We start from the raw sequence: 19,099 nt of genomic DNA on the forward strand, positions 1-19,099 counted from the left end.
GCTTGACGGTCGTTGGCCAACGGTTCTATGGTCCGTTTAGTCCCTATAAACGCAGTTTGCGTGGATGCGGTTCCACCCGTTTAGGGGGTCTAGACATGGAGGTGTGTTGTGGCTATTCAGCCGAGGATTCGGGTGCTGTTTGAAGATGTCTTCCCTGACGGGGCGCTGATGCGCGGTGAGGTGACGGCAGTCGAGGACTTCGACGCTCTGCAGGCTGCTAAGGCGGCCGGTCGTGATCCGGGTGATGTGCAGCTGCGGGACAAGGTGACCGGGCTGCGTGTGTGGGAGGTACGGATCGTCGACCTGGACGAGAACGCTCGCAAGGGGCAGGGCGAGGTCACGGTGAAGATCTCCGCTGATGCGCAGCCGGTGCCGCCGCCGAAGCCGGAGGGGCAGAAGCTGCGCCCGGTCGAGTTCGAGAACCTGACGGCTACGGCGTGGATTGACGACCGGGGCAACCGTCCGAACATCGCGTGGTCATACCGCGCTGATGCCGTGCGTGCTCCAGGTTCCAAGCCTGCCAGCGGGTCGGGTGCCGGTCAGCGCCAGTCTGAGAAGGGGGCGGCGTGATGCGTCCGGTTGAGGCCGTGGCGTGGGCCGACGCGTTCGACGTCGACGTGAAGGACCTCCCCTCGGTTCTGACCCACGAGGTGGCCCGGGTCGACGGGGTCCGCAACGAGCTGGCACAGCTGGTGCGCGAGTTCGTGAACGCACCGGACGACGAGCTTCGGCGTGGTGTTTACCGGGCGTACTCCGCACTCGGTGCCGCGCAGTCTCGGGTGATGGCGGTCGCTTCCGACGCTCGTCGATCTGCCTGAGGGAGGAGGACGGTCGTGGGGGAGCGCAGGGGAGCGATGTTCGACAGTGACGAGCCTGTCGCGCTCATCTTCGAAGCGGTGGTCCGGCTGATCGTCTTCGCGGCGTGGTCGGTGTTCCGGGTGGCGAGGTTCGCGGTGCGTCGTCCAGTGCGTGCCCTGTCGGTCGTGGGGCTCGTGCTGTTGGACAGGTACGCCGGCCACGCGGCCGTCCTGCTCTTCCCGGCTTGTATCGGTGCCGGATTGCTCTCGTGGCGCCTTGCCTCGCCGGACTCCTACCGGCGCATGGTCCGGCCGCGCTTGAACGAGCTGTGGCTGTCGCTGACCTACCCGCGCAAATGGAGGCGGGTGGCTCACCGGGTGGGTCTGGTCGCCCACGATTACGACAACGGCCGCTCGCGCCGGTACGTATACGGCCTGCTGCACAAGGTGAAGGTGACTCCGGCCGGGATCGTCCGCCTCCATGTGGCGATCCCGGTCGGACTCACCCTCGACGACTACGCCCGTCGAGCCGATGCCCTGGCGGTGGCTTTCGGAGCGAGGGAAGCACGGGTCTCTGCCGCCGGTACTACGTCGGTGTGGGTCGAGCTGCACCGCTCCGACGTCCTCGCCTCAACGATCCGACCGCTCCCGGTTGAGCCTGCCCCGCACTTGAATCTCGCGGGGGTCCCCATCGGGCGGCACGAGGATGGCGCTCCGTGGCGGTTCTCCCTGTGGCAGACCCACGTCCTGATCGCGGGAGCCACCGGCGCGGGGAAGGGCTCCATCCTCTGGTCCCTGCTGCACGGACTGTCCCCGGCCATCAACGCGGGATGGGTGCAGGTGTGGGCCATCGACCCCAAGGGCGGCATGGAGCTGCGCCCCGGCGCCCGCCTGTTCTCGCGATTCGAGGACGGCACCCCCGAGACGATGTGCGGCCTCCTCGAGGACCTCGTCTTGGTCATGGATGCTCGCGCAAAGCGGCTTGCCGCTAAGGGGATCCGCAAGCATCACCCGTCGCCGGACTCACCGCACGTGCTGGCGGTCATAGACGAGTTGGCGACCCTGACGGCGTTCGCGGAACGGTCGGTGGTGCGCCGGATCGAGCAGGCGCTGGGGCTGCTGCTGACCAAGGGTCGCGCCGTGGGCATCACTGTCCTGGCGGCGGTGCAGGACCCGGGGAAGGACGTCGTTGGCTGGCGGGATCTGTTCCCGACGCGGGTCGCGATGCGCCTGGACAACCCGATCCAAGTGGACATGGTCCTCGGCGAGGGAGCCCGCGATCTCGGGGCCACCGCCGACCACATCTCCGAGCACACGCCTGGTGTGGCGTTCGTCCGCGTCGAGGGAACCCGTGCAATCCGACGCATGCGGGCCTCCTACCTCACGGACGACGACATCGCGGCTTTCGCGTCGTCCGTCATCGCATCTCCGGCCTTGAGCGCACCGCGACCGCCGAAACCGGTCGACCCGCTCGACGACCTCATGGTCAAGCCTGTCCCCGGGCCAACACCTGTAGCCGACTCCAAGCCTGACGCGGCGAGCAAGAGTGCTGCCCCGAGCCCGGCGCGCAAACCGCGGAAGTCGCGCAGGCCACGCAGCCGCGACGGATCGCAGGTGGCTTGACCATGGCCCAGGACACCGCGACGGGGTTCCAGCGCTTCTCCGGATACGGGGAGAACGCGCCGCTCGACCTAGACCTGAGCTCCGCTGCCGTGGCACGGCAGATCGCCAAACGGATGCTGTCGCCGGGCTTCGACGACTGGTCCGAAGCCGTCTCCCGTGTTGGCTTCTGCCTGCACCCGATCCACCTCGTGGGCTCCTCCACCACCGTGGACACCGGGACGGGGGAGGTGCTGTCCGTCTACTCATCCGACCATGAGCCGATGGGCACCACCTTGACCAGGTGCGGCAACCGCCGAGCCAGCGTGTGCCCGTCCTGCTCCCGGGTCTACGCGGCCGACATGTTCCACCTCATCCGGGCCGGGGTCAGCGGCGGCAAGGGTGTCCCCGCCACAGTCAGTGAGAACCCGCTCGTGTTCGCCACGGTGACCGCCCCGTCGTTTGGGCACGTCCACGGGAAGCGAGACAACGGCCGTCGCTGCCGACCGCACGCCAAGGAGAAGCGGTGCGAGCACGGCAGGCCGACGACCTGCTTTGCCACTCATGAGGATGGGGACTCGCTGCTCGGTCAGCCCTTGTGCTGGGAGTGCTACGACTACGCCTCCCACGTCGTTTGGCAGTGGTGGGCCCCGGAGTTGTGGCGGCGCTTCACCATCGCTCTCAAGCGCCTCCTCGCGGATCGGGTCGGGGTCAAGGAGAAGCAGCTGCCGGACTACGCGACGCTGCAGTACGCCAAGGTCGCCGAGTACCAGCTGCGCGGGCTCATCCACTTCCACGCCCTGATCCGCCTCGACGGACCCAAGACGGACACCGGCTTCGCTGCTGCGCCGGACTGGCTTACCGCCGACGTCGTCTCGGATCTCGTCGCAGAGGCAGCGGCAGCCGTGCAGTTCACCGCCCCACCGGTCTTCGAGGGCGACCTCCCACGGGTGCTGGCGTTCGGTGCCCAGGTCGACACGCGCCCGGTCCGCACGGGAAGACGCACCGACGACCCCGAGCAGGCCCTGACCGCCGAGCAGGTCGCCGGCTACCTCGCGAAGTACTCCACGAAGTCGGCCACCGACACGGTCGACGCCAACGGGCTGAACCCTCACCTGCGCAGGGTCGAGGAGGTCGCCACCGAGTTCGCCGGACTGGCCGAGGGTGCCTGGGCGCAGGCCGAGATCGACGTTCCGCTGAACGAGTGGCCCTACGGTCTGCTGCGGAAATGGGCTCCCTCGCTGGGGTTCCGGGGGCACTTCGCGACCAAGTCGCGCCGCTACTCGGTCACCCTCGGTGTCCTGCGCCGTGCCCGTCGTCGCGCCCAGGCACTCATCGCCGATGCTCAGCGAGATGGCCGCTCCATCGACCTGGCTGCGATCGAGGCCGACCTCCTCGCGGACGACGAGGACGAGACGACGCTCATCGTGGGTCAGTGGCGCTTCGTCGGCGTCGGCTGGGACAACGAGGGGGAGGTCGAGCTGGCCCGCGCTGCTGCCGCCCGGGCGAGGGAGTACGCGCAGCACCGTGCGGAGCAGAAGCGCATGAGGAAGCAGTAACCACAAGAGGATTCGAGTGAGAGGGGAGTGTCATGGATGGGCAGACGAACGAGGTGCAGGCTCCGGTCCTGCTGACGGTGGACGAGGCTGCTGCGTGGTGCCACGTCACGAGGAACACGCTGAACCACTTGCGGTTCCACGGCCGGTTCGCTCCGGCGATCAAGATCGGGAAGCGTTGCTTCTGGCGTCCGGAGGACCTGCTGGAGTGGCTGGAGCAGCAGAAGGAATCGGCGTGATCGTCAAGACTCCCTACGGCACATGGCGAGTCCAGGTGAAGTACCGGAGCGTCGTCGTGGCCGACCGGACGTTCCAACGCAAGGGCGACGCCGTGCGTTGGGAGATGGAGCAGAAGCGGCTCTTGCTCTCGGGGGAGTTCGTCTCGCCATCGGCCGGGAAGATCACGGTGCGCGAGCTGGCGGAGGAGTACCGCGACTCTCGGCAGGGCCAAGTGTCGGTGCGGGCGTGGGAGTCGGACGAGAGTGCGCTGCGCGTCCACATCGTGCCGGCCTTCGGGAGGCTCCCCATCTCATCGGTCGCATCGGTGCAGATCGAGCGATTCCTGACCGACCTCGCGGTGTCCCGGTCGGTCAGAACGGCGGCCCGGGTGCGCACCACCCTGCGCGGGCTGTTCCGGTATGCGGTGCGTACGCGGCGGCTCCAGGTGTCTCCGGCCGAATCCGTCCCGCTGCCTCACCCCGACTCGAGGACGGGCAAGATCGTGGAGGTCGATCCCTTCGCGCTGGACGTGCTGCTCGACGTCGTCAGGACCCAGCGGGAGTTCGCGGGGCGGTATGCCGACATCACGCTTGTGCTCGGCCTCACCGGCCTCCGCTTCGGCGAGCTCCGAGGTCTGCGGGTGCGGGATCTCGTCGACGTGCCCTACCCGGGGCTCGTGGTGAAACGCTCGGTTCCTCAGTCGGGGCGCACGGGCGCCGTCATCGAGCGGGCCACCACCAAGAGCGGCCGGTCCCGTCTCGTGCCGCTCACCGATCGGGTCAGGCCGGTTGTCGAGTCCTGGGCAGAAGGCCGAGAACCGGACGATCTGCTGTTCCCCGCACCGGAGGGTGGTTACCTGCACGCCCAGAACTGGCGGCGGTCGGTCACCTGGACGACGACGGGTCTGGGCCGGCGTCCGCACGACCTGCGGCACACGGCGGCCAGCCTCTGGATCGCGGCCGGAGTGGACATCAAGACGGTGTCGGCGTGGCTGGGTCACTCGACGGCAAAGCTGACGCTGGACACTTACGGCCACCTCATGGGCACGGACGCTGATCGGGCGGCTCTGGAACGGGTCAACCGCGTTCTCGGGTACGGCACGGGTACGGATGAGACCCGACGTCGGAACGAAGCGGGCGAGCAGGAGCGGCCAAATGGCGGCTGACCTGCGGAAACGCGGTGGTGCCCCCGGCAGGATTCGAACCTGCGACACCCGCTTTAGGAGAGCGGTGCTCTATCCCCTGAGCTACGAGGGCGGTGCATGGCTGAGACCCTCGCTGGAGACCTGGGTGGCGTCCAGACCGATATCGGCCCTGCTGCACAGGGAGGATAGTGGACTGGCCTGCGCGCCGGGACGGCAGCCCAGACCCGGACGAGATCCAGACCGGTAAGTCAGGTCCAGACCTGTCCAGCTCGCGGGAGCGGTGACCGAGACCCGCGCCAGTCCGGGGCGGCGACCGGTCAGTGGCCGGCGACGCGACCGATGAGTTCTGGCAGAGGTTCGAGCTCAGGCGACTGCTGCCACGAGCGGCACGCTCTCGAGGCCGCTCGTCTGCTCCGAGTGACGTCGTGCCAAGCCCTCCGCCTCCCGCGCGGGCAGGAAGCCCGAGTCGGCCTGGCAGCAGTGGCAGACGGCCACGGCGCGGTGACCGAGGTGGACGACCTCGACGCAGTGCGGGTGGCACTCCTCGGCTGTCCTGTCGTGCCGGTGGTCCCGGCGGTGCGCGGCGGCCACGGTGCTGGCCGCCACCATGTCTACGCAATGTTCAAGTGTCTGGTGTTCATGTGGTTGGTCCTGCATGGCCCACCCTCCGTGCTGACGAACGTGCCGTCTCTCGTGCGAGTACAGCAGCGGTAACGCGAGCCGCGTGCCTTCGACACGCCGCGCGCCCCCACTGCTCATGGAACGCCTGGTGCACGTCTCAGCGGCATCGGGTAACCGGGCCCGTCAAGCCCGGCGAATGGAGGAGTCCTAACGACGTACCTCCACCCGAGGTGGTGCCGCCACCGCGCCCAGACGCGTGTGTGCAGCCCGAAAGGGCTGGCTACGACTGGGACGTGGGCGACGAGGCCCAGAGCCGCTCGAGCAGGGCGATCTCGCGACGACGGATGCGCCGCGCCACCCATGGGCCGACCGGCTCGATACGAGACCGGGAGAGGAAGAGCAGGGTCGGCATGAGCGCGAGCAACGCCAGGAACGTGACGGCGCGTCTGCTGCCGTCGAGGGCAAAACCCATGGCGGCCATGCTGAGGACGGGAAGGGTGAAGTAGACGAGGTACCGTGCCAGGCTCTGGCGCTGGTCCACCGTCAGTGGGCGGCGAAAGCCGCGGGGGGCGCGCGTCTTGCGGGGCGTGCCACTCAGACTCGACAGGGGGGTGTTGCGGGGGATCACCTGACCTATGGTGCCTGATGACTAGTCATTTCGGGCCATGCCGCGGGTAGTCATTTCAAAAAGTGGACGGACATCTGACACACCTGTCACACAAGGGCCTTCACGCCACGACCCCGGGCGGACCACGGCCCGTGACAGCACGGTCTACTCGGCCAGGGCCGGTCGGCTCCCGCTCTGCTGGGCGGCCAGCGCAAGCCCCGCCAGCCACCCCGGCGCCCTCCCGTTCGGCGGCGGCGCGATGCCTGCCACGTCGTGGTCGCTGCGGGCCAGCAGCCACGAGATGAGCGAGTTCGAGTTCCACATGTCCCCGGCCCCGAGCTCGTCCCGCCCCCAGGTGAGCGCCGGCACCTCGGGCACGAGGTCGAGCACCCGCGTGGCGCGCGAGGTGTCGCGGCTGAGCAGCACCGGGCTGGCCACCGCCTCGTCGGCATCGGGGATCACCCCGCCGCGCCAGCGCCGCACCTCGTAGCGGAACAGCGCCGACCTCCCCAGCAGCGGCAGTCCGACCGGACCGATCCTTACGACGCCGCGCTCCGGAGCATCACCGCTCCACACCGGGGCCATCTCGACCACGTAGCGCTCGCCGCGGAGGAGCACCTCCAGCGCCGAGTGGTAGAGGTCGGTGACCGTCCGGTGGCCGTAGCGTGCGGCGATGACCTCGTAGACCCGGCCGTTCCACCGCACCACATGGCCTCCCGCGCCGAGCGGCAGCCAGTAGAGCAGCACGCCCGCGCGCCGGTCCGCTCGACTCGGCCTGCTCGCCCCGCCCGTCATCTGCACCACCTCGTCGTCCCGACCTCACCGCCCAGTCGACGCCGCGGCGGTGCCAACCCCCAGAGGCCAACGGCCCGCGCCGGGGACCTAGGGCCCTCGACGCCGTCGCCGCGGGGCGTCACGATGAAGGAGCCGTTCCGGGTGGGCCCCGGCTCGGACGACAGGGAGGTCAGCGATGGAAGGCAACGTTCGTGGCATCGTCGTCGGGTACGACGGGTCGCCCGGCGCGGAGGTCGCCCTCATGTGGGCGGCCGCCTCGGCGAAGCGGCAGGGACGCCCGCTCACCGTGCTCCACTCCGGTGAGCCGGCCGCGTTCCCGGTCGAGCCGGCATACAGCGCGGAGCGCCTCGCCGAGGAGCTCGCCGACGAGTCCCAGGGCATCCTCAGGGCCGGCGTCGAGCGGGTCACCACGGTCCTCGACCCCTCCGAGGTGAGCGCCGTCTCCGCCCAGCAGAGCCCGGCGGCCGCCCTGGTGGAGGCCTCCGAGAAGGCCGACTTCGTCGTCACCGGGTGCCGGGGGAGGGGCCGGCTCGCGGCGGGCCTGCTCGGTTCGGTGTCGTATGCCGTGACCGCCCACTCCCGCTGCCCGGCGGTCGTCGTGCGCGGCGAGGCGCCCGCCCACCCCGACGCCGAGCACAAGGTGCTCGTCGGCGTCGACGACTCCCTGCCCTCCCAGCGGGCGCTGGACGCGGCGGCCGACATCGCGTCGCGGGCGGGTGCCCGGCTCCACGTCGTGCGGGTGGGCCACCTCCTCTCGCCCGAGGGCTGGGCCTACGCCGAGTCGGAGAAGGGTGGCACCAGTCACTCCCGCTCCGTCACCGACGAGGCACAGCAGACGCTGGACAACGCCCGCGCGCGGGTCACCGCGGCCCACCCCGACCTGCCCGTCGAGACCGAGGTGCTCTACGGCGACCCCGGCGAGGTGATGAGCGGCCTCGGGGCCACGGCAGGCCTGATCGTCGTGGGCAGCCGGGGGCGGGGCGGGTTCGCCGGGCTGCTGCTGGGCTCGGTGAGCCACAAGGTCATCCACGAGGCGGAGTGCCCCGTGATGGTGGTGCGCGCCGAGCAGTGAGCCGACACCGCGACGAGAGCTGACGTCCTCGGCCCGTGAGCCCGGGCCTACAGCGTCAGGCCGAGCACCATCATCAGGGTGAGCAGCGCCGCCAGGCCCACCCACGCGACCACGTCGGCGTTCGCCTCCACCATGGTGGCGACCCCCCGACCGAGGCGGCCACGACCCAGGGCTCCCTCGCCCGCTGCCACCCGCGTGATCCCGACTCCGGCCACGATGATGTTGACGGCGCAGCCGACGCAGAACAGGCAGAGCACCCCGATCGAGAGGGCGGACTGCTCGAGGTACCAGACGACGAACGCCGTCATGAAGAGGGTCACGCCGAAGACGGTCGCGAGGTGGCTGCGCGAGAGCCGGCTGCCGAGCACCCCCGCCAGGCCGGTCGTCGCGACGACCCCGAACACCGCCAGGGCGATGAGCGAGTTGGGCACGCCCAGCGCCGAGGACTGCCAGTGCGAGAACACGCTGCTGCACGACAGCACCGCGTTGATCTCGCACACCGACGACGCCGACGGGTCGGCCGCCCACGCGATGCGCTCCACCGTCTGCCACCCCGCGGTGAAGAGCCCGAGCGCACCCCCGACCAGCATCAGCGCGTACCACGGCCGCAGGCTCGTGGGGGTGGGAGCTGCCCCGGTGGCTGCGGGGCGCGCAAGGGTCGTGGTCATCGGTGGCCTCCGGGCACAGGTCGGCTTCGGCAGCCCGACGCTAGCCAGCCGGACCTCCTGGCCAGCAGGGCCGAAAGCCCCGATTCGTCCGTTGTGGGGGCTCCCTCGCCGGGCCGGGGACGGCGCCCGGCGCGGGCGGGCGGCGCGGGGCGGACCCGGGCCCGACGGCATACTGTCGTGGTGCCCATCTCCGGCGTAGCCACGCCCGCCGACCACGCGCTCCAGCGCCGCACCGTCAGCACCCTCGTCGGCTCGCAGATGCTCGGCGGCGTCGGTGTGTCGAGCGGCATCGCGGTCGGCTCCCTCCTCGCCGAGGAGATCCTCGGCTCGCCCGACCTGGCCGGGCTCGGCGGCACCTTCCAGGTGCTGGGCAGTGCCCTGATCGCGGTGCCGATGGCCCGGATCATGGCCCGCCGCGGCCGCCGTCCGGGCCTGGACTTCGGCTACCTGCTCGGCATCGCCGGCGCCGTGGCTCTCGTCGCCGCCGGACTCATCGGGTCCTTCCCGCTGCTGCTCGCGGGCAGCGTGCTCTTCGGGGGTGCGACCGCCGCCAACAACCAGGCCCGGTATGCCGCGGCCGACCTCGCCGAGGAGCGCCACCGTGGGCGCGACCTCTCGATCGTCGTGTGGGCGACCACCATCGGCGCCGTGCTCGGCCCCAACCTCGTCGGCATCGCCGGTCGCGTGGCGCGGGGCCTCGGCCTCCCGTCCCTCACCGGCCCGTTCCTCTTCTCGCTGGCCGGGTTCGCGCTCGCGGCCCTGCTCCTCACCCTGCGCCTGCGCCCCGACCCCCTGCTCCACGCCCGCGCCCGTGCCGAGGCGGCCGCCGTCGAGCCGCTGGAGCACCACGGCTCCGTGCTCCGGGGCTTCCGCGTCGCGGCCGGCATCCCCGCCGCCCTGCTCGGCATGCTCACGGTCGGGCTCGGGCACGCCGTCATGGTCAGCGTCATGGTGATGACGCCCCTGCACATGCACCACGGCGGGGCCGAGCTGCGGGTCATTGGCTTCGTGATCAGCATCCACGTGCTGGGCATGTTCGCCTTCTCGCCCCTGGTCGGCTTCGCCGTCGACCGCTTCGGCGCCCGGCCCATGGTGCTGGCCGGTTCGGCGGTGCTTGTCGCCTCGGCCCTGCTGGCCGCCCAGGCCCCGACCGGCTGGTCGGTCGGCCTCACCGTGGCCCTCTTCCTGCTGGGGCTCGGCTGGTCGTTCACGCTGGTCAGCGGCTCGACGCTCATCGCCGGCTCGGTGCCGGTCGCCGAGCGCGCCGGGGTGCAGGGCGCCTCCGACCTGGCCATGGGCCTGGCGGCCGGCGGTGGCGGCGCGCTGGCCGGGCTGGTCGTCGGTCGGCTCGGCTACGACGTGCTCGGCATGGGAGCGGCGGTGCTGGCTGCCGTGATCGCCGTCGCGGCCCTCGTGGTGCGCCGCGCGACCACAACCGCCTGAGCCGCGCCGGTCTGTCACCGCGGTCGCCGGCGGTGCCGTTCGTTAGCCTGCTCGGGTGATTCGGCGACGCCCCAGACCTGCAGTCCCGCCCCCCGACGTCGCAGCCCCGCAGCCGCGCCGGGAGGACCGCGAGCCGGCAGGCGTGGGGGCTGAGGCGTTCGCTGCGGCGGCGCCCCCCGCGTCGCCCTCGCCCTCACCGGAGGCCGTCGACCCCGCCCCGGCCGACCCCCGGGCCGAGCGCGTCGCCGCCGCGGTGCAGGTCTGGCAGCGGCACCTCGTCGACCTCGGCGGCCGCAACACGCTGCTGTGGTACCGCGACCTGCCCAGCGGGACCCTCGACCTGACGACCGCCCACCCCGGTGGGGTCGCGATGCTGCTCGCGGGCCGCCCGACCCGCCTGTCCGACCTCGTGCGTGAGCCCGCCGCCCTCGACGAGGCCCGCCGCCGCGCCCGCACGATCCGGGCCAAGACCCTCGAGCTCGCCGAGGAGCGGGGCATCGCCGCCGGGTTCATCGCCATCGGCATGGCCACGTGGACGGTGCGCGGCGCCTCCCGGCCGCCGGCGGCGCCGGTGCTGCTGCGCTCGTGCGTGCTCAAGCCGACCGGTGCGGCCCAGGAGGACTTCAGCATCGACCTCGGCAACGAGGTGGAGTTCAACCCCGTGCTCGAGCACTACCTGCGCTCCGAGCAGGGCCTCGACATCGACACCGCCGCGCTGGAGGAGATGGCCAGCGCGGGCAACGGCTTCGACCCCTACCCCGTGTATGCCGCGCTCACGAGCCTGTGCGGGCAGGTGCCCGACTTCTCCGTGGCGCCGCGGCTCGTGCTCGGCACCTTCTCCTACGCGAAGCTGCCGATGGTGGCCGACCTCGCGGCGCAGGGGACCGAGCTCGCCAACCACGACGTGGTGGCGGCGCTGGCCGGTGACCCCGGCGCGCTGAAGGCGGTGCGCTCGACCGTGCCCGAGACGGCCGCCGACGCCGACCCCTCGCGCGAACACCTCATCCTCGACGCCGACTCCACCCAGCAGGCCGCCGTCGACGCCGTGCGCAGCGGCGCCCACCTCGTCATCAAGGGCCCGCCCGGCACCGGCAAGTCGCAGACCATCGCCAACCTCATCGCCTCCCTGGCCGGTGAGGGCAAGCGGGTGCTCTTCGTCGCCGAGAAGCGGGCCGCCATCGACGCCGTGCTCTCGCGCCTCGAGCGGGTCGGGCTGGCCGACCTCGTGCTCGACGCCTACGACGGGGCGAGCACCAAGCGCCGGCTGGCCCAGGAGTTCGGGGCCGCCCTCGAGCGCGGCACGGCCGCTGCCGAGCCCGACACCTCCGCGGTCGAGAAGGCCCTGGTCGAGCGTCGGGCGCGGCTCGTGGAGCACGCCAAGGCCCTGCACGAGGTGCGCCAGCCCTGGGGCGTCAGCGCCCACCAGGTGCAGGACGCCATCGCGACCCTCTCGGCGCGCCGCCACTCGCCGACCTCGCGCGTCCGCATCCGCGGCGAGCAGCTCACCGGCCTCAGCCGCGAGCGGGTGGACGAGCTGGCCCGCGAGCTCACCGAGGCGGCCTCGCTCGGCGCCTGGTCGACCGACGACGGCACCGACCCCTGGTACGCCGCCCGCATCACCACGGCCGAGGACGCGGTGCGCGCGCAGGACATCACCGGCCGGCTCAGCCAGAGCGGCCTGCAGGACGTGCAGAAGACCATCGACGAGGTCTTCGCCGAGGTGACGCTGCCGGCCGCCCGCCGGGTCGCCGACTGGGGCGACGTGCTCGACACGGTGGGCCGGGTGCGCGACACCCTCGAGGTCTTCCGCCCCGAGGTCTTCGACCTCCCGCTCGGCGACCTGGTCGCGGCAACCGGCACCTCGGAGTACCGCGAGCAGAACGGCGTGGCCCTGGGCTGGTACGCCCGGTGGCGGCTGCGCCGGCAGGCCCGCGGCCTGCTGCGGCCCGGCACGCCGCCCGCCGACCTGCACGCCGCCCTCGTCGACGCGCAGCACCAGCGCCAGGCCTGGCACCAGATGGCCGGCGCCGGCGGGCGCCCCGAGATCCCGGTCGACCTCGACCGGGCCCGCACGGCATACGACGCCCTGGCCGGCGACCTGCGCTGGCTGGGGGAGCGGCTCGCACCCACGGCCGAGGGCGGCGACCTGCTCGGCGCCGACATGGACGCGCTGCAGCAGCGGATGGCGGCGCTCGCGGCCCGGCCCGAGCGCCTCGCCGTGCTCCCACGCGTGCTCGGCACGGTCGATGCGCTGCGCGCGGCGGGCATGGGGGCCCTCGTCGACGACCTCGCCCGCCGCAAGGTCGACGTCGACGACGTGGCCTCCGAGCTCGAGTTCGTCTGGTGGACCTCGCTCGCCGAGCACCTCACCGTGCAGGACCCCGCCTACGGCGCCCACGACGGCGACCACCTGCGCCGCGTCGCCCGTGAGTACGTCGCCGCCGACCACGCCCACCTCAAGGGCAGCGCCGAGCGGGTGCGTGCCGCGGCCGGGCGACGGCTGCGCGAGGTGCTGGCCGACCACCCCGAGCAGGAGGCGCTGGTGCGCGCGGAGGCGGGCAAGGCGCGGCGCCACCGGCCGCTGCGCGAGCTGCTGCCGCGCGCCGGGCACACCCTCACGGCGATCAAGCCGGCCTGGGCGATGAGCCCCCTCGTGGTGGCCTCCGTCCTGCCGCCCGGGCGCTGGTTCGACGTCGTCATCTTCGACGAGGCCTCGCAGGTGCCGCCGGCCCAGGCGATCTCGGCGATCTCGCGCGCCCACCAGGTGGTCGTGGCGGGCGACGAGCGCCAGCTGCCGCCCACCTCGTTCTTCACCGCCGCGGTCGACGACGAGGGCGCGGCCGAGACCGAGGCGCTCACCGAGGGCTTCGAGTCGGTGCTCGACGTGCTCGCCGCCGCGCTGCCGACCCGGCGGCTCTCCTGGCACTACCGCTCCCTCGACGAGCGCCTCATCGCCTTCGCCAACCGCCACGTGTACGACGGCGGCCTGGTCACCTTCCCGGGCACGGGCAGCGACCCGGTCGTGCGACTCGAGGCCGTCGAGGGGGCTGGCGTGGTGCAGCCCGGCGAGGAGGCCATCGAGTCCACCGAGGCCGAGGTCGCCCGGGTCGTCGACCTGGTGCTCGAGCACGCCCGCACCCGGCCGCACGAGTCGCTCGGCGTCATCGCGCTCGGCATCAAGCACGCCGGCCGAATCGACGAGGCGCTGCGCCGGGCGCTCGTCGACGCCGACGGGGTCGGCGAATTCTTCGACGAGGACCGCCCCGAGCGCTTCTTCGTCAAGAACCTCGAGCGGGTGCAGGGCGACGAGCGCGACGCCGTCATCCTCTCCATCGGCTACGGCAAGACCCCGCACGGACGGGTGCTCCACCGGTTCGGGCCGCTCAACCTCGAGGGCGGCGAGCGCCGTCTCAACGTCGCCATCACCCGGGCCCGCCGCCGGATGACCGTGGTGTCGTCGCTGCTGGCGAGTGACCTCGACCCCACCCGCCTGAAGGCGCGCGGGGCCACCATGCTCCGCGACTTCCTCGCCTATGCCGAGTCGCAGGGCGCCGTGCTGCCCGCGCCGTCCGAGGGGGCGGGCGAGGTCGCAAGGAGTGCCGCACCGGCGGCGCCTGTCCCGACCACGACGGAGCCGGTGCGGGCCGAGTTCGCGCGGCGCCTGCGCGAGGCCGGCCTCGTGGTGCACGAGGCCTACGGCGGCTCGGCGCAGCCGATCGACCTCGCCGTAGAAGACCCCCGCCGGCCGGGCCACGTGCTCGTCGCGGTGGAGTCCGACGGACCCGCGTATGCCGCGATGCGCAGCACGCGTGACCGTGACCGCCTGCGGGTCGAGCAGCTCGGCCGGCTCGGCTGGGAGCACGTGCGGGTCTGGAGCACCGACCTGTTCCGCGACCCTGCGCGTGATGTCGCCCGGGTGGTGGCGCTGACCCAGCGGGCCTCGGAGAAGGCGCGCTCCGGAAGGCGTGACGAGCGGGAGACTGGGGTCGTGGCAGAGAACGAGAAGCAGGAGCAGCCGGTGCCTGCACAGGCCGACGAACAGGCACCCGACGCCGTCGAGCCGGCCGGTGCTGCCGACGCCCCCGGGCCGGACGAGATCGCTGCCGACACCGCAGCCGAGACCCTGTTCCCGGCTCCCGAGCAGGCGCCTGCGTCGGCCGAGGAGGACGGGCGGAAGCGCCGCGTGCTGCGGCGAAAGCCGAAGCGGGCCCCGGAGCAGACCAAGGACGACACCGACGCCGGCTGGGGCGAGCTCTTCGACGAGGGCGCCCACGACCGGTGGCTGCAGGAGCAGCGCCCGCCGCACTGGGGCAGGGACTGAGGAACGACTGAACTCCCCGGGCACCACACGCAGAAGGCGCCGACCCCGCGGGGGTCGGCGCCTTCTGCGCGTGGTGGTCGGACTACATGGTGCCGGTGGGGCGGCCGGCCAGCAGGTCGCGGATCTCCTTGAGCAGCTGGACGTCCTCCGGGGGAGCGGCGTCCTCCTCCTGCTTCACGAAGCGCTCTCGCGCCGCCTCGTAGGGCTTGACCACGAAGAAGTACACGACCGCGGCAATGATGATGAACGACACGAGTGCGGTCAGGAAGACGCCGACGGGGACGCCGCCCGGCCGATACGTGTCGAAGTTCGGTTGGCCGCCGACTTTGCCCAGCAAACTCATGAGCATGGCCGTGAACGCGGTCACGACCGTGGCGAACGCTGCGCCCATGACGAACGCGACGGCCAGCTCGACGAGATTGCCCCGCATGACGAAGTCCCTGAAGCCCTTCATGAACTGCCCCGCCTTTCAGTTTCGGACGTACCCGTGGTGCACGGAGGTACCGGTGACCCTCACCGTAGCGACGAGCCGCTGCGCAGGACCACGGTCACCGCCGAGCCTCCCAGTTCATCCGGCGGAGCGCTCGCCAGACGTCGGGCCTGCTCGGCGGTGACCGCCGCGACCACGCCGCCCCCTCCGACGGGCAGGGCGGTGAAGCCACCGGCGCCGGCCTCGGACCCGCTGACGACCGCCAGGACGGTGACCGCTGCGGCCACCGTCTCGCCGGTCGGGGCCAACAGGTCGACGGTGTCACCCGGTTGCACCAGGGCGAGCGCGCCCGGGTCGGCAACGGGGACGTGCACGGCCCGAGTCCCGGGGGACTGGCCGTCGAGCAGACCGGGCCCCACCAGCCGACCGGATGTGAGCACCTCGCCGGCGCCGACCGGCCCGGCCAGCCGGCGGCCGGAGACCGCACCCACCTCCTGCAGCGGGGTGCTCGGCGCGAAGCCGGCCGGCCGGCTCTGCGCCACCACATCGGCCGGTCCGACCTCGTGACCGGCCCGCAGGTCGCGGGCCGCCACCAGCACGGTGACCCGTGGTCCGCCCTCCGGTGTGCGGGCCAAGGCCACGCTCCCCAGGACGGCGGCCCCTGCCAGCCCGGCCGAGAGCCCGCGCCGCAGCACCCGGCGGCGCCAGGCGCCCCGGCGTCCCTCACCCAGCAGCCGGGCGCCTCCCCCCAGGCCCCGCACGACCGGGTCAGCCCGGGAGCGGGGCGGGCATGGTGATGCCGTCGAGCGCGCGACGGCACGGGCACGAGGCCGCATCGTCCGGCTCGGTCTCGGGCATCGCGACGAGGGTGGAGCGGAGCACCCGCTTGAGGTCCTCGACGTTCTCGGCGAAGACCCGCAGCACCTCCTCGTGGGTGACGGCCTCGACGCCGTGCACCCCGGCGTCGTGGTCGGTGACGAGGGCGATGGTGGTGAAGCACATGGCCAGCTCGCGGGCCAGCGCCGCCTCGGGCATGGCGGTCATGCCGACCACGGTCCACCCCGCCTGCTGGTGCCACCGCGACTCGGCCTTGGAGGAGAACCGTGGGCCGTTGATGACCACGAGGGTGCCGCCGTCCTCGACCTGCTTGCCCGCAGCCCGGGCGGAGTCGATGACGACCTGACGCCCGTGCGGGCAGTAGGGGTCGGCGAACCCGACGTGCACCACCGGCCCCTCGGCGTCGTAGAGCGTGTGCTCCCGGCCCCACGTGCGGTCGACGACCTGGTCGGGCACGACGATCGTGCCGGGGCCGAGCTCTTCGCGCAGCGACCCCACGGCACACGGCGACAGCACCTGGCGGACGCCGACGGAGCGCAGCGCCCAGAGGTTGGCGCGGTAGTTCACCTTGTGCGGCTGGAAGCGGTGGTCGCGGCCGTGCCGGGCGAGGAACGCCACGCGGCGGCCGTCGAGGTCACCGATGACCAGGTCGTCGCTCGGGTCGCCGAACGGGGTCGACACCGGCACGCGCTCGGCATGGGTGAGGAACTCGTAGAAGCCGGAGCCCCCGATGACGCCCAGGTCGGCCCTCGGCCCGTCGGTGTGGGTGGGTGCGTGAGTCATGGGCCCGAGCCTACGAGGCGCGGCCCGGCCCGCTCGCGATCAGGAGCGTGGCTGTGGAAGCCGGCCACCCGGCATACCGGCTGTGGACAGCGCCGGGGGCGCACCGTCAGGTGAGAGCTGGGACGTCGCGCCATCCGCGCCGCCATCGGGCGAGATCTGGGATCTCGCGTGATGGCCCTGGCTCAAAAGCCGAGCCTCAGGCGGCGGAGCCGTCGGCCGAGGAGGCCGACGAGGAGGCCGACGGGGCCGAGGAGGACTTCTTCGAGTCCGCCGAGGCGGGCACCGACGAGGAGGAGCCGCTGCGCGAGTCCGTGCGGTAGAACCCGCCGCCCTTGAACACCACGCCCACGGCGTTGAACAGCTTGCGCAGCCGGCCGTCGCACTGCGGGCACTGCGACAGGGAGTCCTCGCTGAAGGACTGGAAGATCTCAAAGCGGTGATCGCACGCGGTGCACGCGTAGGCGTACGTCGGCACGGTTCCTCCCCGATTAGCACTGTCGGTCTTCGAGTGCCAAGTATACGCCGTCCGGCGAGGTCGCGACGCCAGCGCACCCAGAGCACAACCAGGGCACCACCAGCGCCGGCTCGACCGGAAACCGGGGTGTCAGCGTCGCCGGCGCCAGCCCGCCAGCCGGCCCGACTGGCTGACCGAGCGCACCCGCTGCTCGACCTTCTGCCGGGTCTCGGCGGTGGCGACGATGAGCAGCTGGTCGCCGCGCCGGATGGTCGTGTTGGGCGTGGGCACGAACCCCGAGCCGCCCCGCACCACGAGTGTGACGTTCGCGCCCTGCGGGAGGCGCAGCTCGAACACCTCCACGCCGTGCAGCTTCGAGGTTGGGCCGACCGTCACCTGGAACAGCTCGGCGCCCAGCTCCTCGAGCGGTGTGGACTCCACCGCCAGGTTGAGCGCCTGGTAGGTGTCGGCGACGCCGAGCCGGCGGGCCACCCAGGGCAGCGTCGGGCCCTGCACGAGGGTGAATACGACGACCAGCACGAAGACGAGGTCGAAGATCCAGTCCACGTCCGGCGCGCCCGCGGTCAGCGGCACCGTGGCCAGCACGACGGGCACCGCGCCGCGCAGGCCGGCCCAGGACAGGAACGCCTGGTCGTGCCACGGCACGCGGAACGGCGTCATCGACACCAGCACCGACAGCGGCCGGGCCACCAGCAGCAGGACCAGGCCGATGACGATGGCGGGGAGCACCTGGCTGCCCATCCCCAGCGGCGACGCCAGGAGCCCGAGCATCACGAACAGCCCGATCTGGGCGAACCAGCCCAGCGAGGTGGCGAAGGCCGAGACGGCCTGCCGGTGGGGCAGGGCCATGTTGCCGAGCACGAGCGCGGCGAGGTAGCAGGCGAGGAACCCGCTGGTGTGCACGGCGGCGGCAGCGGCATACGCCAGCACGGTGAGCGACATGATCCCGATGGAGAACAGGCCTGAGGACCCCGAGGCGGCCCGGCGCATGAACTGGCCGCCCAGCCAGCCGATCGCCAGCCCGACCACGGCCCCGCCGGCCAGCTCGACGGCCGCGTGCCAGCCCAGCACCCACCACGGAGCGGCGTGCGCGGGGTCGGCGCTCGCGGCCGCCAGGGCCGTCACCGCGATCACGACCGGGGCGTCGTTGAACCCCGACTCGGCCTCGAGCAGCCCGGTGATCCGCCGTGGCAGCGGCACCCTCCGCAGCACCGAGAAGACGGCGGCGGCGTCGGTGGAGCTGAGGATGGCGCCGACCATGAGGGCGGTGATCCAGGGCAGGTCCAGGAGGTAGCGGCAGGCCACCCCGACCACGGCCACCGACACGACGACACCCACGGTGGAGAGGGCGGCGGCCGGCGCCACGGAGTCCTTGATGCCGTCCCACTTCGTGCTCAGGCCGCCCTCGGCGAGGATCAGGACGAGCGCGGCGTACCCGAGCACCTGGGCGAGCGCGTTGTCGTCGAAGTTGATGCCGAAGCCCGCCTCGCCGATGGCCAGGCCGATGGCGAGGTAGAGCAGCAGCGACGGCAGCCCCGACTTCACCGACAGGCGCACGGCCGCGACGGACACGAGCAGCACGACGGAGCCGATGAGGAGCACTGGGGTGAGGTGTTCGAGCGTGAAGTCACCCTGCTCCGCGAGGAAAGTCGCGTCCACGGCCCCGTCATGTCCTCTCGCTCGCGGTGTGTCCTAGTCTCGCAGGGTGTCGCGCGCCATTCTTGTTCGTCGT

18 protein-coding genes and 1 tRNA gene are annotated in these 19,099 nt (G+C 72.2%); 9 read left to right on the forward strand and 10 right to left on the reverse strand.

Going from position 1 to position 19,099, the window contains the following annotated elements; translation table 11 throughout:
* Positions 1-108 precede the first annotated feature (108 nt).
* The 6 genes from P0Y31_RS14790 to P0Y31_RS14815 are packed head-to-tail and all read left to right on the forward strand — an operon-like array spanning position 109 to position 5,336.
* Positions 109-570, forward strand: a complete 462-nt coding sequence (locus P0Y31_RS14790) for a plasmid replication, integration and excision activator (RefSeq protein ID WP_275870700.1) — start codon at positions 109-111, stop codon at positions 568-570.
* Complete coding sequence (locus P0Y31_RS14795) at positions 567-818, forward strand: hypothetical protein (protein ID WP_275870701.1); 252 nt, start codon at positions 567-569, stop codon at positions 816-818. The genes P0Y31_RS14790 and P0Y31_RS14795 overlap by 4 nt, the downstream gene beginning before the upstream one ends.
* Positions 819-833: 15 nt before the next feature.
* Positions 834-2,420 (forward strand): FtsK/SpoIIIE domain-containing protein, encoded by a 1,587-nt coding sequence (locus P0Y31_RS14800; protein WP_275870702.1) that lies wholly within the window; start codon positions 834-836, stop codon positions 2,418-2,420.
* A gap of 2 nt (positions 2,421-2,422) precedes the next feature.
* On the forward strand, positions 2,423-3,955 hold the full coding sequence (locus P0Y31_RS14805; RefSeq protein WP_275870703.1) for a replication initiator: 1,533 nt from the start codon (positions 2,423-2,425) through the stop codon (positions 3,953-3,955).
* Between the two features lie 32 nt (positions 3,956-3,987).
* On the forward strand, positions 3,988-4,191 hold the full coding sequence (locus P0Y31_RS14810) for a helix-turn-helix domain-containing protein (protein ID WP_275810831.1): 204 nt from the start codon (positions 3,988-3,990) through the stop codon (positions 4,189-4,191).
* Positions 4,188-5,336 (forward strand): site-specific integrase, encoded by a 1,149-nt coding sequence (locus P0Y31_RS14815; protein WP_275870705.1) that lies wholly within the window; start codon positions 4,188-4,190, stop codon positions 5,334-5,336. The genes P0Y31_RS14810 and P0Y31_RS14815 overlap by 4 nt, the downstream gene beginning before the upstream one ends.
* 15 nt (positions 5,337-5,351) lie before the next feature.
* On the opposite strand, the gene P0Y31_RS14820 is transcribed toward P0Y31_RS14815, so the two are convergent.
* From P0Y31_RS14820 to P0Y31_RS14835, 4 genes are all read right to left on the reverse strand, one after another.
* Positions 5,352-5,427, reverse strand: a tRNA-Arg gene (locus tag P0Y31_RS14820).
* Positions 5,428-5,678: 251 nt separating this feature from the next.
* Entirely contained in the window at positions 5,679-5,921 is a 243-nt protein-coding gene (locus tag P0Y31_RS14825; RefSeq protein WP_275870707.1) for a hypothetical protein, read from the reverse strand.
* Positions 5,922-6,216: 295 nt separating this feature from the next.
* On the reverse strand, positions 6,217-6,477 hold the full coding sequence (locus tag P0Y31_RS14830) for a hypothetical protein (RefSeq protein ID WP_275870709.1): 261 nt from the start codon (positions 6,475-6,477) through the stop codon (positions 6,217-6,219).
* A gap of 231 nt (positions 6,478-6,708) precedes the next feature.
* A complete protein-coding gene (locus tag P0Y31_RS14835) occupies positions 6,709-7,338 on the reverse strand; it encodes a hypothetical protein (protein ID WP_275870711.1) in 630 nt (209 codons plus the stop codon).
* A 175-nt stretch (positions 7,339-7,513) separates the two neighbouring features.
* Here P0Y31_RS14835 and P0Y31_RS14840 point away from each other — a divergent pair, with 175 nt between their 5' ends.
* On the forward strand, positions 7,514-8,410 hold the full coding sequence (locus P0Y31_RS14840) for a universal stress protein (protein ID WP_275870713.1): 897 nt from the start codon (positions 7,514-7,516) through the stop codon (positions 8,408-8,410).
* 47 nt (positions 8,411-8,457) lie between these two features.
* Here the strand turns inward: P0Y31_RS14840 and P0Y31_RS14845 are convergent, their stop codons facing one another.
* Complete coding sequence (locus P0Y31_RS14845; RefSeq protein WP_275870715.1) at positions 8,458-9,078, reverse strand: vitamin K epoxide reductase family protein; 621 nt, start codon at positions 9,076-9,078, stop codon at positions 8,458-8,460.
* A gap of 180 nt (positions 9,079-9,258) precedes the next feature.
* Between P0Y31_RS14845 and P0Y31_RS14850 the strand changes: the two genes are divergently transcribed.
* Both P0Y31_RS14850 and P0Y31_RS14855 read left to right on the forward strand, forming a co-directional pair.
* Entirely contained in the window at positions 9,259-10,521 is a 1,263-nt protein-coding gene (locus P0Y31_RS14850; protein ID WP_345803640.1) for an MFS transporter, read from the forward strand.
* Between the two features lie 142 nt (positions 10,522-10,663).
* A complete protein-coding gene (locus P0Y31_RS14855) occupies positions 10,664-14,842 on the forward strand; it encodes an AAA domain-containing protein (protein WP_275870717.1) in 4,179 nt (1,392 codons plus the stop codon).
* A gap of 82 nt (positions 14,843-14,924) precedes the next feature.
* Here the strand turns inward: P0Y31_RS14855 and mscL are convergent, their stop codons facing one another.
* From mscL to P0Y31_RS14880, 5 genes are all read right to left on the reverse strand, one after another.
* Positions 14,925-15,296, reverse strand: a complete 372-nt coding sequence (gene mscL / locus P0Y31_RS14860) for a large conductance mechanosensitive channel protein MscL (RefSeq protein WP_275870719.1) — start codon at positions 15,294-15,296, stop codon at positions 14,925-14,927.
* A 59-nt stretch (positions 15,297-15,355) separates the two neighbouring features.
* The gene (locus P0Y31_RS14865) at positions 15,356-16,033 is read right to left on the reverse strand and encodes an SAF domain-containing protein (RefSeq protein WP_275870721.1); all 678 of its coding nucleotides are present in this window, start codon (positions 16,031-16,033) and stop codon (positions 15,356-15,358) included.
* 7 nt (positions 16,034-16,040) lie between these two features.
* Positions 16,041-16,892: an S-methyl-5'-thioadenosine phosphorylase gene (locus tag P0Y31_RS14870; RefSeq protein ID WP_275870723.1), complete on the reverse strand. Its 852-nt coding sequence runs from the start codon at positions 16,890-16,892 to the stop codon at positions 16,041-16,043.
* A gap of 196 nt (positions 16,893-17,088) precedes the next feature.
* A complete protein-coding gene (locus P0Y31_RS14875) occupies positions 17,089-17,367 on the reverse strand; it encodes an FmdB family zinc ribbon protein (protein WP_275870725.1) in 279 nt (92 codons plus the stop codon).
* 129 nt (positions 17,368-17,496) lie between these two features.
* Entirely contained in the window at positions 17,497-19,026 is a 1,530-nt protein-coding gene (locus P0Y31_RS14880; RefSeq protein WP_275870727.1) for a potassium/proton antiporter, read from the reverse strand.
* Between the last annotated feature and the right edge of the window lie 73 nt (positions 19,027-19,099).

It is taken from the genome of Knoellia sp. 3-2P3 (assembly GCF_029223115.1).
Taxonomy (GTDB): Bacteria; Actinomycetota; Actinomycetes; order Actinomycetales; family Dermatophilaceae; genus Pedococcus_A.